Origin of the sequence: Bacteroides zoogleoformans (assembly GCF_002998435.1) — a bacterium.
Classification (GTDB): Bacteria; Bacteroidota; Bacteroidia; order Bacteroidales; family Bacteroidaceae; genus Bacteroides; species Bacteroides zoogleoformans.
Genome location: NZ_CP027231.1, coordinates 530,261 through 545,545, shown reverse-complemented (window position 1 = coordinate 545,545; position 15,285 = coordinate 530,261). Strand labels below are relative to the sequence as shown.

At 44.7% G+C, this 15,285-nt stretch carries 14 protein-coding genes; 12 read left to right on the top strand and 2 right to left on the bottom strand.

Annotated features, from left to right (window positions below):
- Positions 1 to 330: 330 nt before the first annotated feature.
- Positions 331 to 1,542: an L-serine ammonia-lyase gene (locus tag C4H11_RS02335; RefSeq protein ID WP_106040331.1), complete on the bottom strand. Its 1,212-nt coding sequence runs from the start codon at positions 1,540 to 1,542 to the stop codon at positions 331 to 333.
- 127 nt (positions 1,543 to 1,669) lie between these two features.
- On the opposite strand from C4H11_RS02335, the gene C4H11_RS02330 reads away from it, so the two are divergent.
- Both C4H11_RS02330 and C4H11_RS02325 read left to right on the top strand, forming a co-directional pair.
- Positions 1,670 to 2,443 carry an IS5 family transposase gene (locus tag C4H11_RS02330; RefSeq protein ID WP_106040330.1) on the top strand — a complete coding sequence of 258 codons (774 nt, stop codon included), beginning with the start codon at positions 1,670 to 1,672 and terminating at the stop codon, positions 2,441 to 2,443.
- A gap of 142 nt (positions 2,444 to 2,585) precedes the next feature.
- A complete protein-coding gene (locus C4H11_RS02325; protein ID WP_106040329.1) occupies positions 2,586 to 3,509 on the top strand; it encodes an IS982 family transposase in 924 nt (307 codons plus the stop codon).
- Positions 3,510 to 3,763: 254 nt separating this feature from the next.
- On the opposite strand, the gene mnmE is transcribed toward C4H11_RS02325, so the two are convergent.
- Positions 3,764 to 5,152, bottom strand: a complete 1,389-nt coding sequence (mnmE, locus tag C4H11_RS02315; protein WP_106040327.1) for a tRNA uridine-5-carboxymethylaminomethyl(34) synthesis GTPase MnmE — start codon at positions 5,150 to 5,152, stop codon at positions 3,764 to 3,766.
- Positions 5,153 to 5,524: 372 nt separating this feature from the next.
- Here mnmE and C4H11_RS02310 point away from each other — a divergent pair, with 372 nt between their 5' ends.
- The 10 genes from C4H11_RS02310 to C4H11_RS02265 all read left to right on the top strand — a co-directional run bounded on the left by C4H11_RS02310 (position 5,525) and on the right by C4H11_RS02265 (position 15,216).
- Positions 5,525 to 6,985, top strand: coding sequence for a monomeric [FeFe] hydrogenase (locus tag C4H11_RS02310; RefSeq protein WP_106040326.1), 1,461 nt, complete (start codon positions 5,525 to 5,527; stop codon positions 6,983 to 6,985).
- A 27-nt stretch (positions 6,986 to 7,012) separates the two neighbouring features.
- On the top strand, positions 7,013 to 8,056 hold the full coding sequence (gene hydE / locus C4H11_RS02305) for a [FeFe] hydrogenase H-cluster radical SAM maturase HydE (protein WP_106040325.1): 1,044 nt from the start codon (positions 7,013 to 7,015) through the stop codon (positions 8,054 to 8,056).
- Positions 8,057 to 8,068: 12 nt separating this feature from the next.
- Positions 8,069 to 9,511, top strand: coding sequence for a [FeFe] hydrogenase H-cluster radical SAM maturase HydG (hydG, locus tag C4H11_RS02300; RefSeq protein WP_106040324.1), 1,443 nt, complete (start codon positions 8,069 to 8,071; stop codon positions 9,509 to 9,511).
- Between the two features lie 21 nt (positions 9,512 to 9,532).
- Positions 9,533 to 10,726: a [FeFe] hydrogenase H-cluster maturation GTPase HydF gene (gene hydF / locus C4H11_RS02295; protein ID WP_106040323.1), complete on the top strand. Its 1,194-nt coding sequence runs from the start codon at positions 9,533 to 9,535 to the stop codon at positions 10,724 to 10,726.
- 273 nt (positions 10,727 to 10,999) lie between these two features.
- Positions 11,000 to 11,326: a PadR family transcriptional regulator gene (locus C4H11_RS02290; protein ID WP_106040322.1), complete on the top strand. Its 327-nt coding sequence runs from the start codon at positions 11,000 to 11,002 to the stop codon at positions 11,324 to 11,326.
- 369 nt (positions 11,327 to 11,695) lie between these two features.
- Positions 11,696 to 12,802, top strand: coding sequence for a PspC domain-containing protein (locus tag C4H11_RS02285; RefSeq protein WP_106040321.1), 1,107 nt, complete (start codon positions 11,696 to 11,698; stop codon positions 12,800 to 12,802).
- Between the two features lie 137 nt (positions 12,803 to 12,939).
- Complete coding sequence (locus C4H11_RS02280; RefSeq protein WP_106040320.1) at positions 12,940 to 13,869, top strand: CsgG/HfaB family protein; 930 nt, start codon at positions 12,940 to 12,942, stop codon at positions 13,867 to 13,869.
- Positions 13,866 to 14,201 (top strand): hypothetical protein, encoded by a 336-nt coding sequence (locus C4H11_RS02275; protein WP_106040319.1) that lies wholly within the window; start codon positions 13,866 to 13,868, stop codon positions 14,199 to 14,201. The genes C4H11_RS02280 and C4H11_RS02275 overlap by 4 nt, the downstream gene beginning before the upstream one ends.
- Entirely contained in the window at positions 14,198 to 14,545 is a 348-nt protein-coding gene (locus C4H11_RS02270; RefSeq protein ID WP_234819854.1) for a DUF4810 domain-containing protein, read from the top strand. The genes C4H11_RS02275 and C4H11_RS02270 overlap by 4 nt, the downstream gene beginning before the upstream one ends.
- Complete coding sequence (locus C4H11_RS02265) at positions 14,542 to 15,216, top strand: GNA1162 family protein (protein WP_106040318.1); 675 nt, start codon at positions 14,542 to 14,544, stop codon at positions 15,214 to 15,216. Before C4H11_RS02270 ends, C4H11_RS02265 begins: the two co-directional genes overlap by 4 nt.
- Positions 15,217 to 15,285 lie beyond the last annotated feature (69 nt).

Below are 15,285 nucleotides of genomic sequence, written 5' to 3'. Positions count from 1 at the left end.
GACAGATGCGCAAACATCGTAAATTCAGTCTCGAGATGCGAAAGAAATCATCGCATTCATAGTTAATGAGCAATGGTCGCCCGAGCAAATCCGGGAATGGATGCTGCGTAAGGGAAAAGCGTGCGTCTGCGTCGAAACCATTTACAGCTACATCCACTTCGACCGTTCCTGCGGAAGCGAACTCTACAAGAGTTGTCGGCACAGGCTGCAGCACATCAAAACTTAATTTCTCTACACCAAAACAAGAGTTTTACAACTTACTCATATAAATTTGCATTTGCTATTGGAATCTACCCTATTTTCTTAGAAGATATTTTAGTAGTATTTCTTTTACATTGGATTATAATCCTTTGCCAGGCCTCCTTCGCTAGTCTCCTTGTATGGTGAGGGCAAATCATTGCCGGTTTCTTTCATCACAGCCACTACCTTGTCGAACGACACACGATGCATGCCATCGGTAAACGAAGAGTAGAGGTTGGCATCCAAAGCACGTGCGGCGGCGTAGGCATTGCGTTCGATACACGGAATTTGTACCAGACCACACACAGGGTCGCACGTCATTCCTAAATGATGTTCCAAACCCATTTCCGCAGCATACTCTATTTGCGACGGACTTCCTCCGAACAATTGATTGGCAGCAGCCGAAGCCATGGAGCATGCTACACCCACTTCTGCCTGGCATCCGGCTTCAGCCCCCGATATAGAAGCATTGGTTTTTACAATATTTCCTACCAATCCGGCTGTAGCAAGAGCGCGCAATATGCGTATGTCGCTGAAGTCACGGCTTTTTGCCAGATGATAAAGTACGGCCGGAACTACACCACATGATCCGCAAGTCGGCGCAGTGACAATAATACCTCCTGATGCATTCTCTTCACTTACAGCCAATGCGTAGGAAAACACCAGTCCACGTGATTGAAGTGACTGCTTGTATCCACTGGCGCGTATATAATAGGTAGACGCTTTTCGACGCAAATTCAGCGAGCCGGGCAATACTCCTTCTTGCTCCAATCCGCGTTTCACAGCAGCCTGCATGGTCTTCCACACTTCTCGCAGATAATCCCAAATATCACTTTCTTCGCACTCCTTGACATATTCCCAATAGTTCTTTCCCGTACGTCCGCACCACTGAAGAATCTCAGTCATTTTGGACATTTCATATACATCCGGAGTATTTATGGATGAGGCCCCCTCACTCTCTTCTGCCAAAGCACCGCCACCAACACTGAAGACAGTCCATTGATCTGTTTCCTTTCCTTCATTATCCAAAGATACGAACTTCATACCATTGGGGTGGAAAGGAAGAAATATTTTAGGTTCCCAAATAATCTCAACCGGTGCTGCCGATTGCAGTGTTTCAGTGATAGCAACATTTGTCATGTGTCCTTTGCCTGTAGCTGCAAGGCTACCATACAAGGTTACTTTAAATGAGGTTGCTTCCGGATGCTTGCTCAGAAAAATTTCAGCAGCCTTACGAGGTCCCATGGTGTGGCTGCTGGACGGACCGGTACCGATGCGATATAATTCCTTGATTGATTTCATTATGATATATTTAGAAGCTGTTTAAAAATGAATTAAGATAATTACTATATATACGTTTATTATATTGAATATCAGTTGGTTGATTGATATATTATTTATAACTTTATGGTTGCAAAGGCATTAAGTTATGGAACAATATTCAACCAACCTCACTGATAAACAGTGGCAATTTATAAAAAAAATAGTAAATACACACAAGAGAAGAAGGAAATATTCTATTCGTGGTATTTTTGATGCTATTCTCTACTTGCTCAAAACAGGCTGTCAATGGCATATGCTCCCTAGTAATTTTGCACCTTGGCAGAGTGTATACTACTATTTCAATAAATGGAAAAATGAAGGTGTAATTGAAGATTTACTAGGCATCATTCATGCGAATGTGCGCAAACAACTAGGAAAGAATGAAAGTCCAAGTTTAGGAATTATAGACTCCAGAAGTGTAAAGACTTCTCATCATGTTGATTCTGATAGAGGCATTGATGGCAACAAAAAGATTAAAGGGAGAAGACTGCATGTAATCGTTGATACTCTTGGACTTCCAATGTCAATTGCAGTTCATGAAGCTAATATTCATGATAGCAAGGGTGCCCTGCAAGTTATTGATAAACTTGCATTCAAATTTCCATGTTTGGTTAAAATCCTCGCTGATGGAGGATATAGGGGAGGCCTTGCTGATTGGATAATAGATAAATTTGGATGGGAATTAGAGGTTGTTTTACGACCTGATGAATGCCCATCGAAATTTCATGTTTTACCCAAACGCTGGATTGTGGAAAGAAGTTTTGCATGGCTTGAGAATTTTAGAAGGCTTACTATTGACTACGAGTACTATGCGGAAACAGCTGTGGTGATGGTGCAGTTAGCTTTCTGTAAAATCATGCTTAATAAATATTACGAATAATTTTTAAACAGTTTCTTAAAAAATGATTTATTGATTTACCCCAGTTCGGGATAAGAAAGTCGAAAAATAGTAAGAGAAAAAGTTGGTAGTCTAATCAAGATTTTGTACCTTTATAAGTGATAATCAATTAGCTACAAACATCATGATTAAGACTACCGATTACAAAGTTACTGCTTTATTTTGTGTTATTGATGATTTCTGCAAACAATTTAAGTCAGAAAATGCGGGAAAACTGCTTTTGGGTGAGGCCGGAGTGAAGCGCAGAAGACGCAAGGCATCCATGTCTGACAGCGAAATCATGACCATTCTGCTCTATTTCCATTTCGGTTCGTTCCGCAACTTCAAACACTATTATCTGTTCTTCATCAAGGGTATGTTGAAGTCGTTTTTCCCTGACGCGGTGTCTTACAACCGTTTCGTGGAACTCGAGAGCCGTGTGTTCTTCCCCCTGATGTTCTTCCTGAACCTCCAAGTATTCGGCAGATGCACGGGCATTACATTTGTGGACTCCACCATGATACCCGTGTGCCACAATCTTAGGCGGTATGCCAACAAGGTGTTCAAGGGCATTGCAACGGATGATGGCAAGGGAACCATGGGCTGGTGCCATGGATTCAAACTCCATCTGGCTTGCAATGACAGAGGCGAGATTATTGCGTTTGTCCTCACTGGCGCAAATGTCAGCGACAAGGATCCAAATGTGTTTGAGGTGTTGGCTAAACGACTGTACGGCAAGCTCTTTGCCGACAAAGACTACATCTCGAAAAAGCTCTTTGACTTCCTTTTCGAGGATGGCATACAACTGGTCACTGGGCTAAGGGTGAACATGAAGAACAAACTGATGCCTTTTTATGACAGGATGATGCTGCGCAAAAGACACATCATTGAAACCATCAACGACATGCTGAAAAACACTGCGCAATTAGTGCATTCACGCCACAGGGCCCTTGCGAATTTCATCATGAATATCATTTCCGCATTGGGAGCATACTGCTTCTTTGGGAACAAACCCAAAGCCCTTGGTGGATACACCATCGAGAACACCAAACAGTTGAGCCTTTTTTAAGCGCAACGCATTTTTAATAAGAAAACATTTTCAGCATAACCGTCCATGTCCCATGAACGGAGAGCTTCTTGTGTACCTAGCCGAAGACACTAAAACTTATATTTAACAAAAAGGATTATCCCGAACTGGGGTAAAAGATGCTGAAAATCGGCAGTCTGTCAGAATTGATAGGAATGGGCATAAAAATAAAAGTCGCTGGATTTCAGCGACTTTATTCTAAATGGCTATGGTTGCTTATGGCTGTTTACAAGCCATCATTTGCCGATGCAAAATTTCTCAAATATATTCTTAAGTACCATGTCATTTGTGATTTCTCCTGCAATGTCGTTCAAATGGAAGATACACTCTCGGATATCTTGTGAGATAAAATCTCCGGAAAGATTATCGGTCAGACCTTGCTGAACTCGTTGGATGGCTTCAAGGGCATGAGTAAGGGCTTCATAATGACGGAAGTTCGTGACAATGACATCGCTCTGAGTTACGGTTGGCAGATTGGCGATAGCAACCAACATCTGCTTCAGGGCATCAATGTTGATTTGCCTTTTGGCGGAAATTGCGACGGACTGTATCTTCTCCGGAAAGGAGAGGGTAGAAGATATGCAGGAAGGGTTCTCTGCCAAGTCGGTCTTGTTAAATACAAGAATAAGCTGTTTCTCTTCGCAGCGGGAGAGTATCTGTCGGGATATCTGTGATGTCTGAAGTGTTGTGTCAGTTACATCAATCATCCAGAGAACGATTTCTGCTTGCTCTAATTTTTGAAAGGTACGTTCAATGCCGATACTTTCAATGGGATCATTGGTCTCTCGGATGCCGGCTGTATCAATGAAACGGAAAGTGATGCCACCAATGTTGACTATATCTTCTATTACATCGCGGGTCGTTCCATGGATATCGCTGACAATTGCTTTTTCTTCATTTAACAGAGTGTTTAGTAGTGTGGACTTGCCGGCATTTGTTTCACCGATTATGGCTACGGGAATGCCGTTTTTTATGGCATTCCCTACACTGAATGAGTGTACCAGACGCGAAATAACATTTTTGATACCGTCGGCCAGTTGGCAGAGTTCGGATCGATCGGCAAACTCCAGCTCTTCGTGGTCGCTGAAGTCCAGCTCCAGTTCGATGAGGGAGGTGAAATGCAGTAGCTGATTACGCAAAGCTGTAAGCTCTTTACTGAAACCTCCTCGCATCTGATTCATGGCAAGACGATGGGTTGAGGCAGAAGAGGAAGCTATCAGGTCGGCTACAGCCTCTGCCTGACTTAAATCCATTTTCCCATTGAGGAATGCGCGTTGGGTATATTCTCCGGGTTGTGCCATGCGGCAACCGTTTTTGATGAGTAGTTGCAGTATCTTTTGCAAGATATAGCCGGAACCGTGGCAGGTGATTTCGGTGGAATCTTCTCCGGTGTATGAATGTGGGGCACGAAACAAACCGACCAGTACCTCATCGATGATTGTTTCTTCTTCGTGAATGCGACCGAAGGTGAGTGTGTATGGTTTGCTTTCTTCCAATATCTTCTTGGTGGCGGCAGGGGTGAAGATGAACGAAGTGATTTCTATTGCTTTCGGTCCGGAGACGCGGATGCAACCTATGGCGCCTCCTTGGGCGGTGGCTATGGCACAAATAGTATCTTGATTCATGTTGTTCTGTATATTTTAACCCTTAGAAAATAAAACCTGGCTCTATCAACGAGGCCCTCCTTGAGACTATAGGCTTTTCCAAGAGATGGATATGTGAGCAATAACGGAACTCACTCTTAATTACTTTCCATGGAAAAGACAAATTGAAACCGATAGAGAATAGCATGTTTGTATCCATGAATGCAAATGTACTACTTTTTCCGGATTCTCATTATATGTTGCCTACACGATTCAACACAGACCCAGAATATTAATTCCGCAAACGAGTAAGATATCTGTTTTTTATGAAGAGTGAACTGTGGACTGTGCTTATTATTCTAAAAATACTATCTTTGCAAACGTTACTGACTAATTCTGAACCTTACAAATATTATGGCATTTACCAACAACACTATGATTGTGCGCCACAGATTGCTGAAAGAGCTGGTGAGCCTGTGGAAAAATAACGAACTCGTAGAGAAAATAGACCGTTTGCCTATTGAGTTGACTCCGAAAAAGTCGAAACATGCAGGACGCTGTTGCATACACAAAGAACGGGCAGTATGGAAATATAAATCGTTGCCGCTGTTGGGGCTGGACATGGAGGACGAGACGGATGAGCTTACTCCGTTGTCGGAATATGCTGCCCGTGCGCTGCATAGGGCAGAAAACGGCAGTCCGAAGGAGCGCATCATGTGCGTGATAGATGAAGCCTGTTCGGCTTGTGTGCAGATAAACTACGAAATAACAAATCTTTGCCGCGGATGTATAGCCCGAAGCTGTATGACGAATTGCCCTAAGAATGCGGTCCATCTGAAAGAGAACAGTCAGGCACGTATCGACCACGATGTATGTATCAGTTGTGGCATTTGTCATAAAAGCTGTCCTTATCATGCCATTGTCTATATTCCCGTACCTTGCGAAGAGGCTTGTCCGGTAAAGGCCATCAGTAAGGATGAAGAAGGGATAGAGCACATTGACGAGAACAAGTGCATCTATTGCGGAAAATGTCTCAACGCTTGCCCGTTCGGTGCTATCTTCGAGATATCGCAAGTGTTCGATGTGTTGCATCGCATCCGTAGAGGCGAAGAGTTGGTAGCCATTGTGGCACCTTCTGTTTTAGGACAGTTCGATGTCCCCGTTGAACAAGTGTATGGCGCGTTGAAAGAGGTAGGTTTCGCCGATATCGTCGAAGTGGCTCAAGGGGCCATGGACACTGTGAGCAATGAAGCCTGCGAACTGGTAGAGAAGCTGGAAGAAGGCCAGGCATTTATGACCACCTCTTGCTGTCCGTCGTACATTGAGTTGGTGAACAAGCATATTCCGGCAATGAAGCCTTATGTATCGGATACTGGGTCACCGATGTACTATGCCTCACGTATCGCGAAAAAGAAACATCCTGATGCAAAAGTGGTATTCATTGGTCCGTGTCTAGCTAAACGTAAAGAAGCCCAACGGGACGAAGCGGTGGATTTTGTCATGACCTTTGAGGAAATAGCTTCAGTCTTAGCCGGTCTGGACATCCGTCCCGAAGAAGCCAAGCCCTATCCAATGGCATTTACCTCGGTGCGCGAAGCACATGGCTTTGCACAAGCCGGAGGTGTGATGGGTGCCGTAGTATCCTATCTGAAGGAAGATGCTGCCGATATCAAAGTCATTCAGTTGGCTAATCTGGATAAGAAGAATATCGCTATGCTGCGGACTTATGCCAAATCGGGCAAGGCTGCCGCACAGTTTGTCGAGGTGATGGCATGCGAAGGAGGGTGTATTACCGGACCGTCTGCACACAACGAGGTGGTGGCCGGTAAACGCAAATTAGTGCAGGAACTGGCCAAACAGGCAAAGACTTATTGATGGTATCCTCCCCAAAATATCCGTATCATGAGGAGTTTGGTTGACAAACTGCACCGCAGCCGGACACTGACTGCCGAAGAATATAAGCAGTTATTGCTTTGCCGGGATGCCGGAACAACGGACTACTTGCATCAACAAGCCAGTGAGGTGGCTTTGACGCATTTTGGCAATAAGATTTTCATTCGTGGACTGATAGAAATAACAAACCATTGCCGCAATAACTGCTATTATTGCGGAATACGAAAATCAAACGCCGGCATAGCCCGCTATGAACTGACGCGAGAGGAAATACTTGAGTGTTGTGACGAAGGATACCAGTCGGGCTTTCGTACTTTTGTATTGCAAGGCGGTGAGATGCCTGATGTGAAAGATGAATGGACAGAGAGCGTGGTGGCCTCTATCCACCAGCGTTTCCCCGACTGTGCCGTCACTCTCTCGTTGGGCGAGAAATCACAAGAAGTGTATGAGCGCTTTTATCGGGCGGGAGCTGACCGTTACCTGCTTCGGCACGAAACCTGCAATGCCAGGCATTACGGCAAGTTGCATCCCGCCGATATGTCGCTTGCTCATCGGTTGCAGTGCCTGGATTGGCTGAAAGAGATTGGCTATCAGGTTGGAACGGGCGTTATGGTAGGAAGTCCGTATCAGACGGTGGAGCATTTGGTGGAAGATGTTCTCTTCATTGAGTGTTTTCGTCCGGAGATGATAGGCCTTGGCCCTTTTATTCCTCATCATGACACACCTTTTGCCGCTTTCCCGTCAGGCGACATCGGCTTATGCCTCAAACTGATTTCCATCTTCCGACTGCTGTTGCCCACCTCATTGATACCTGCCACCACTGCATTGGCAACGGTCACTCCCGATGGGAGAGAACGAGGGATACTGGCAGGAGCTAACGTGGTGATGCCTAACCTCTCTCCATCCGGGCGACGAGCCGACTATTCGCTCTACGATAACAAGGTATCCGTGGGGACGGAGTCTGCCGAAGGCTTGCGGGAGCTGAAGGAACAGCTGAAAAAGATTGGATATGAGGTATCGGAGGAGAGAGGAGATTATGAAAGTGGAACATAGCAAATAAAGGACATGGAGAGAGAATATGAAACGAAGTTTGATGTAAAGTCAAGGCAAGCCGAGGCGTTTATCCATCATCAGGAGATATTGGAGACTTTGGAATATGCGCGGGTAAATCGAAATAATCGCGAACTGATAGAACGTCTGATTGAGAAGGCCGGCTTGTGTCGAGGACTTTCACACCGGGAGGCGGCTGTATTGCTGGAGTGCGGAGAACCGGATTTGATGGAGCGTGTCTTTCATTTGGCAAACGAAATCAAACAGAAGTTCTATGGCAATCGTATCGTGATGTTCGCTCCGCTCTACCTATCCAACTATTGTGTGAATGGTTGCGTATATTGCCCTTATCATGCTAAGAACCGCACCATTCTACGTAAACGACTGTCACAGGAAGAAATCAGACAGGAAGTCATCGCCTTGCAGGATATGGGGCACAAGAGATTGGCGCTGGAAGCGGGAGAGGACCCGCTGCGTAACCCTATAGAATACATTCTTGAATCCATCCGTACCATTTATGACATCAAACATAAGAACGGAGCCATCCGCAGGGTGAATGTGAACATCGCTGCCACCGGTGTGGAAAACTACCGCCGTCTGAAGGAGGCCGGTATCGGCACCTATATCCTTTTTCAGGAGACTTACCACAAAGCGAATTACGAGGCGTTGCATCCTACGGGGCCTAAGAGCAACTATGCTTATCACACCGAAGCGATGGACCGCGCCATGGAGGGAGGTATAGACGATGTGGGCATAGGAGTGCTGTTCGGGCTGAATACCTACCGCTACGATTTTGTGGGTTTGCTGATGCATGCCGAACATCTGGAAGCCTCTTTCGGAATAGGTCCGCATACCATCAGCGTTCCGCGCATTTGTCCGGCAAATGATGTCTCGACGGAAGATTTTCCCGATGCCATATCGGATGACATCTTCTACCGTATCGTGGCCGTTACGCGTATAGCAGTTCCTTATACCGGCATGATTATCTCTACCCGTGAGTCGGAAGTTGTACGCCGTAGGGTGCTCGAACTGGGCATTTCGCAAATCAGCGGCGGTTCGCGTACCAGTGTGGGCGGTTATGCCGTGTCTGAAAAGAAAAAAGAGGAAAACTCGTCACAGTTTGATGTGAGTGACAGGCGTACATTGGACGAGGTGGTGAACTGGCTACTCGAATTGGGACATATCCCCAGCTTCTGCACCGCCTGTTATCGTGAAGGGCGTACCGGCGACCGCTTTATGTCACTCTTGAAAAATGGACAGATAGCCAATTGCTGCCAACCCAACGCGTTGATGACACTGAAAGAGTATATGGAAGATTACGCATCGCCCGGCACAAGAGAAAAAGGAATACGCCTGATTCGGGAAGAGATGAACCATATCCCCAATGAGAAGGTAAGAGAAATAGCTTTAAGAAACCTGAAAGAGATAGAACAAGGAAAAAGAGATTTCAGGTTTTAGAAACAAAAAGTGAATAAAAAAATGAATCAGACGCCCCATTCAACTCGCCTGCACATTGCGCTTTTCGGAAGGCGCAACAGTGGCAAATCTAGTTTGATCAATGCTTTGACCGGACAGGACATTGCGCTGGTATCGGCTGTGCCGGGCACAACGACCGATCCTGTGGCAAAGACCATGGAGGTAAATCCTCTCGGTGCATGTCTCTTCATCGATACTCCCGGCTTTGATGACAATGAAAACGAACTGGGAAGTATGCGCGTGGAGCGAACTTTGAAAGTGGTGGAGAAAACAGACGTTGCCCTGCTGCTTTGCGAAGATGGCGGAGAAGAGGAAAAGCAGTGGCTGGAGTCGCTGCATGCGCGTCATATTCCTACCGTGCTCATTCTGAATAAGGCCGACCTCCGTCCGGACATTGACCGGTTGGCTCTTCAGATAGAAAGCGACTGCGGTCAACGTCCCCTGATTGTTAGTGCCAAAGAAGGTATCGGCGTGAGTGAGATTTTTCAGGCCATTCTGAAGAAAATGCCGGAGGATTTTGGTGAAGAATATATCACGGGCGATTTGGTGCAAGAGGGAGATGTGGTTCTTTTGGTCATGCCTCAGGATATACAAGCGCCTAAAGGACGCCTAATTCTTCCACAGGTGCAGACGCTGCGCGAACTGTTGGATAAAAAATGTATAGTGATAAGCTGTACCACCGATAAACTTGCTTCCACCTTGCAAACGCTTGTATGCCCTCCGAAGCTGATTATTACCGATTCGCAGGCCTTTCCCGTCGTTTATCGGCAAAAGCCGGCAGAAAGCTTGCTGACCTCCTTCTCCGTGCTCTTTGCCGGATATAAAGGTGATATCGACTACTTTGTCGAAGGCGCGGCTTTCATCGACCGATTGACGGAACAATCGCATGTGCTGATTGCCGAAGCTTGTACTCATGCTCCTCTTGGCGAAGATATAGGCAGGGTAAAGTTGCCTTGTCTGTTGCGGCAACGTATCGGTTCCAAGCTGCAAGTGGACATTGCTTCGGGTACCGACTTCCCCGACACTCTTTCCGACTACGATTTAATCATCCACTGCGGGGCTTGCATGTTCAACCGTAAGTATGTGCTCAGCCGCATTGCCAATGCCCGTTTGCAACAAGTGCCCATGACAAACTACGGAGTGGCAATCGCCTATCTCAGCGGAATGAAAATTGATGGAAGAGGGATTAGCCTTTAGCGGTTGGTGAATAGTGGCAGAAGTGCCTGCATCGACATGTGATGATGACCCGTGACTGTTCAACAATAGCAAGTGCACATACCCCCCTTCTTGATTTGTTAATAATTGACAATAAATAATACTATGTAATACATAGTATTAGAGTAATGCATATATTTGAGCCAAACAAATAAGCTTGGTATAATGAAAGTTTATCAAGAAAGCAACCTGATAGAGAATAAAAAACAATAAAGAAACAGAGATTTGTAAATAGTCAAAAAGTCAAATCAAATCATGGATGTAAACAATGTAAAGTCGCAAATGCGCAAGGGCATGCTTGAATATTGCATCATGCTGCTGCTCCACAAAGAGCCGTCTTATGCTTCGGACATCATTCAGAAGCTGAAAGAAGCCCGGCTGATAGTAGTCGAAGGAACGCTTTATCCGTTGCTCACCCGCCTGAAGAACGACGATCTTCTGAGTTATGAGTGGATTGAATCCACACAAGGGCCTCCCCGCAAGTATTATCGGTTGACGGCAAAGGGTGAGGTCTTTCTCGGCGAACTGGAAGCATCTTGGAGAGAACTTAACGAGACTGTCAATCACATCAGCCGCTTCTGAGCTTATAAATGCCGAAACTGATATAAAGACACGTGAGTTCGGGATAATAATATTTGACAAGAAAATCTTTGAAGCCCCTTTGAAAATCTGCACGATAAATTTTTAGTAAAAACCCCTCCGATTTTTACTGAAAATCCGATGGGAAATTAGTAAAAAATCCGCAGAGTTTTTAGTAAAAATAAACCAAGGTTTTTCTTGAAATATGTTGTATCTATGGAGCTTCTTATAAAAGGTGTGAATAAGGGTGTTACCGATTTCGTCGGAGTGCCTCGGCTCTTTAGCCGGTTTATTACTTCCTTTTTTACTCCGGATTCGCGTATAAAACAGAAAGTAGTAAGATAGTTAAACAATTAAATAATAGTAGATTTTATGAAAAAGACATTGACTGTGAATTTGGGTGGCACCGTCTTCAACATAGACGATGACGCATACCGCCTTTTGGATAATTATTTGAGTAATCTCAAGATGCATTTCAGCAAAGAAGCCGGAGCTGACGAAATTGTAGATGATATTGAACGACGTATCTCCGAGCTTTTTGTAGAGAAACTGGCGACCGGTTCGCAGGTGATTACGATTGCCGATGTCGAAGAGGTCATTGTCCGTATGGGAAAACCGGAAGATATGGAGGCCGGGAAAGAAAGCGGCGGCTTCGATTCGGGCACTGAAAATGCTGGCAAAGGTTATGGCACTTGGCGCGGCGAATTAGCATACGGTACTACGCGTCGTCGCCTTTACCGCAATCCGGACGATAAGATGTTGGGAGGTGTTGTCAGTGGATTGGCCGCCTATCTGGGATGGGATATAACTTTACTCCGCTTGTTGCTGCTTGTCATTCTGGTGTGTGGGGTAGGGACTCTGATTCCGGTTTACATCGTATGCTGGCTGCTTATACCCGAGGCCCGTACGGCAGCCGAGAAGCTGAGCATGCGTGGCGAAGCGGTGACGATAGAGAATATCGGCAGAACCGTGACAGACGGCTTCGAGAAGATGGCCAATGGTGTGAACGATTATATGTCGTCCGAAAAGCCCCGTACTCTCCTGCAAAAGTTCAGCGATACCTTGGTAATGATTGCAGGTTGGTTCCTGAAGGTTTGTCTGATTATCTTCGCCGTCATTTGCAGTCCGATATTGTTTGTGTTCGGAGTGGTGTTTGTGGCACTGCTGTTTGCCGCGGTCATGGTGGCCATAGGTGGCAGTGCTGATCTGATAGCTCTCTTTCCGACGGCCGATGTGGTGTTGCCCGACTCTCCGTTAGTGGCTATTGTGATGTATATTGCCGGCATTTTGGTGGTGGGTATTCCTCTAATCAGCCTTGTGTGGGGCATTTTCAGTCAGATGTTCAAGTGGCAGCCGATGAATGTCGGTCTGAAATGGACGTTGGTCATCCTCTGGATTGTGAGTGCGGCTTGCTTCAGCATCTGTTTTTTTATGCAGGGCGCAACTTTTCCGGAGATAGGTGTGTTTCAAACTGTATAAACTGTGTCGTAAATTGTCTTTGCGAAAAGTCTGGTTAAATACTGCAATTGTAAGGTGGAAGTTATTACATTTGCAATGTCTCAAGAAGAGACTTTATATATATTTGTGAAATCATTAAAATTTTAAATGTTGATACAATGAAGAAAGTGTTATTCTTAGCGGCAGTATTTGCATTATCTACAAATATGTCTGCCCAGCGCAAGACAGAAATCGTAGAAACACCTGCTGCACAAGTCAAAGACGATGGAATGGTCTTGAAAAGAAAAGTGGCAATCGGACGTTTCTCCAATGAAACTCAATATGCCAAAGGTATTTTTTATGACAAGGAGAATGATCCGATGGGAAAACAGGCATTGGACATCTTATCTGCCAAACTGGCGTCATCCGGAAAGTTCCTGTTATTAGAGAGAAGTGACTTGTCAAAATTATTGGAGGAGTGTGAAAGAGGAGGCAATGTATCCTCCTCTTTAGGAGCCGATTATCTGATTATTGGTTCGATAACGGAATATGGCAGAAAGAATATCGGAAAAAACGGAGTGTTTTCTTCTCAAAAGTCCCAAATCGTCGAAGCTGCTGTAGCCATAAGATTGGTTGAGGTTTCGTCAGGGTTGATTATCTATTCGGATGAAGCAAAGGGAACGGCCGAACTGACAACAAAAACCACCATGGGAATTGGCGGCCAAGCCGCCTATGACGCGACATTAAGTGATAAAGCCATTTCCGAGGCAATCGGTCAATTGGTTGAAAATATTATCAACAAATGTACCAACAATCCTTGGAAAACTTATTTCTTATCATACGATTCGGATGCCGTTCTTATAGCGGGAGGAAAGAGTCAAGGAATAAAAGAAGGAATGACATTCGCCGTAATGACAAAAGGGAAAAAAGTAAAGAACCCACAAACCGGAATTCTTATAAGTCTGCCTGGCAAGAAGATAGGAGCGGCCAAAGTCGTATCTACCGGTGGCGATACTCCCGAAACAGAATATTCTTTTGTAGAGGTGAACTCGTCAGAAAATATTAATTCAGAGAATATGGGCAACTATTTAATAGAAGAAGTCAAATGAAAAAGTATTTAATTTTACTAAGTCTGCCTTTAATGCTTTTGGGGTGTAAGGCAAATTTTCCTGTAGCACAACAAAGTGGTAAGGAAGACATGGCGTATTTGCTTTTTGTAAGTTCAAAGCAGTATGCCGGTAAGGATGTGCAGGTCACCATTGATTCCGCCGAGCCTTTTAATGCCAAAGTGGTGAAGTCTAAAAAATCAAATAGACACGGAACCCAATATGGGATAGGTGTGGGTGCAAGAACCTTGACAGTCAGTTACAAAGGTAAAACGCTATATAACAAGAAAATATTCGTATCGACTCAAGAAGTTAAGCAAATTATTCTACCATGATGAAAAAGATATTATCAGCCGCGTTTGTAGTAGCCGCATTGTCGTCTTGCACTACCACTCAGACATTGTATTCTTGGTATAACTATGAGGACGTTACCTATCAGTATAGCAAGAAGCCCACAGAAGAATTGCAAGTTAAAGTAGTTGAGCTGTACAAAAAGCTTACGGAGAAACAAAAAGGTGCCAGAGGTGTGGTACCTCCGGGACTGAATTCTGAATATGGCTACCTGCTTTATAAAACAGGCAAAAAAGAGGAGGGGCTAAAATATTTAAAACAAGAGATTGCTCTTTATCCGGAGTCTGAGATATACATATCAAGAATCATTAAACAGTTGGAAAAATGAAAAAGATAATATTTCTTGCAATTTCAATGATGGCATTGGTCACTTCGTGTACAACACCGGTAGCCTTAAGCCAGCAATACCCTGCCATGTACGAGGAAAAGCCCTTGTCTATAGCGATTATGCCGCCTATTAATCAAACAACGCATGCCGAGGCAAAAGACTATTTTTATACGACAATGTATATGCCACTCTGCGAGAAGGGCTATTATGTGTATTCTCCATATCTTACAATGGAGATGTTTCAACAGGAAAGCGCATATGATGCTGAACAATTCATAGAAGGCGATTTAAGCATATTCCATAAAGTGTTGGGTGCGGACGCTGCAATGTTTACTATTATCAAAGATTGGAGAAGAAATAACATTGGAGGAAAATTAACCGTTAATGTGGAATATATCTTACGTTCGACAAAAACAGGCCAAACGCTTTATAACAGGGCCGGAGAAATCAAAGTCGATACTAGTATAAATGGAGGAGGAGGCGGATTCGGAGCTTTGGTTGGAATGATAGCTACAGTCATCAATACAGCGGCCACAGATAAAATTGTCGCCGGCCGTAAGTGCAATGCATTTGTCCTTTCAGATTTACCGTCGGGTAAGTATTCAAAGTTGTATGAGAAGGATGGTTCTCTTCCTGCAGGGAAGAAATTTGTTAAAGCAACCGTGAAATGACAAGTGGATTTTTAGAAGTCTGCTTAAACAAAAAATACGCTTGCACAAGTGTCTCGACAGATGCTTGTG

Coding starts and splice junctions, on each gene's coding strand:
- C4H11_RS02335 (WP_106040331.1), bottom strand. CDS start 1,542: ATGAAATCAATCAAGGAATTATATCGCATCGGTACCGGTCCGTCCAGC.
- C4H11_RS02330 (WP_106040330.1), top strand. CDS start 1,670: ATGGAACAATATTCAACCAACCTCACTGATAAACAGTGGCAATTTATA.
- C4H11_RS02325 (WP_106040329.1), top strand. CDS start 2,586: ATGATTAAGACTACCGATTACAAAGTTACTGCTTTATTTTGTGTTATT.
- mnmE (WP_106040327.1), bottom strand. CDS start 5,152: ATGAATCAAGATACTATTTGTGCCATAGCCACCGCCCAAGGAGGCGCC.
- C4H11_RS02310 (WP_106040326.1), top strand. CDS start 5,525: ATGGCATTTACCAACAACACTATGATTGTGCGCCACAGATTGCTGAAA.
- hydE (WP_106040325.1), top strand. CDS start 7,013: ATGAGGAGTTTGGTTGACAAACTGCACCGCAGCCGGACACTGACTGCC.
- hydG (WP_106040324.1), top strand. CDS start 8,069: ATGGAGAGAGAATATGAAACGAAGTTTGATGTAAAGTCAAGGCAAGCC.
- hydF (WP_106040323.1), top strand. CDS start 9,533: ATGAATCAGACGCCCCATTCAACTCGCCTGCACATTGCGCTTTTCGGA.
- C4H11_RS02290 (WP_106040322.1), top strand. CDS start 11,000: ATGGATGTAAACAATGTAAAGTCGCAAATGCGCAAGGGCATGCTTGAA.
- C4H11_RS02285 (WP_106040321.1), top strand. CDS start 11,696: ATGAAAAAGACATTGACTGTGAATTTGGGTGGCACCGTCTTCAACATA.
- C4H11_RS02280 (WP_106040320.1), top strand. CDS start 12,940: ATGAAGAAAGTGTTATTCTTAGCGGCAGTATTTGCATTATCTACAAAT.
- C4H11_RS02275 (WP_106040319.1), top strand. CDS start 13,866: ATGAAAAAGTATTTAATTTTACTAAGTCTGCCTTTAATGCTTTTGGGG.
- C4H11_RS02270 (WP_234819854.1), top strand. CDS start 14,198: ATGATGAAAAAGATATTATCAGCCGCGTTTGTAGTAGCCGCATTGTCG.
- C4H11_RS02265 (WP_106040318.1), top strand. CDS start 14,542: ATGAAAAAGATAATATTTCTTGCAATTTCAATGATGGCATTGGTCACT.